The organism is Paenarthrobacter sp. PPS72 (genome assembly GCF_048537125.1).
In the GTDB taxonomy this organism is placed as follows: domain Bacteria; phylum Actinomycetota; class Actinomycetes; order Actinomycetales; family Micrococcaceae; genus Arthrobacter; species Arthrobacter nitroguajacolicus_E.
Window position 1 is genome coordinate 1 of sequence record NZ_JBLYIE010000118.1, and the last position, 430, is coordinate 430.

The following is a 430-nucleotide window of genomic DNA, read 5'->3' on the forward strand; positions in this document are numbered from 1 at the left end:
TCACCGGAGGACCAACGGGCGGGGTGCCCGTGGTGGTGGCGCTGTTGGCAACATGGCCGGCGTCGATATCAGCCTGCGTGATCGCATACGTTGCCGTAGCAGTCACCGTCTGACCCGGGAGCAGTTCGCCGGGGGTGCCCGGCCACGTGTAGGTCAAGGCCGACAAGCCGCTCAACGGATCCGTGATGGACACATTGGTGAGCTTGACGTTGCCCGTGTTCTTCGACGTGAACGTGTAGGTGATCTGGTCACCGACAACTGAAGGTGACTGAACTGCCGAAGAGTCAGCGGACTTGCTGAACTCCATGGCCGGAGCGGGAGTCAACGGAGTATCCGTTGTTCCCGGAGGAGGCGTCACCGGAGGACCAACGGGCGGGGTGCCCGTGGTTGTTGCAGAGTTCGCAACGTGACCGGCGTCGATATCGGCCTG

Annotated in this window: 1 protein-coding gene; it reads right to left on the reverse strand. The window is 62.8% G+C overall.

Annotated features, from left to right (window positions below):
• A partial coding sequence (locus tag ACLRGI_RS23375) for a CLIPPER-2 domain-containing protein (RefSeq protein ID WP_419203816.1) occupies positions 1 to 307 on the reverse strand: 307 nt, incomplete at its 3' end.
• Positions 308 to 430: the final 123 nt, after the last annotated feature.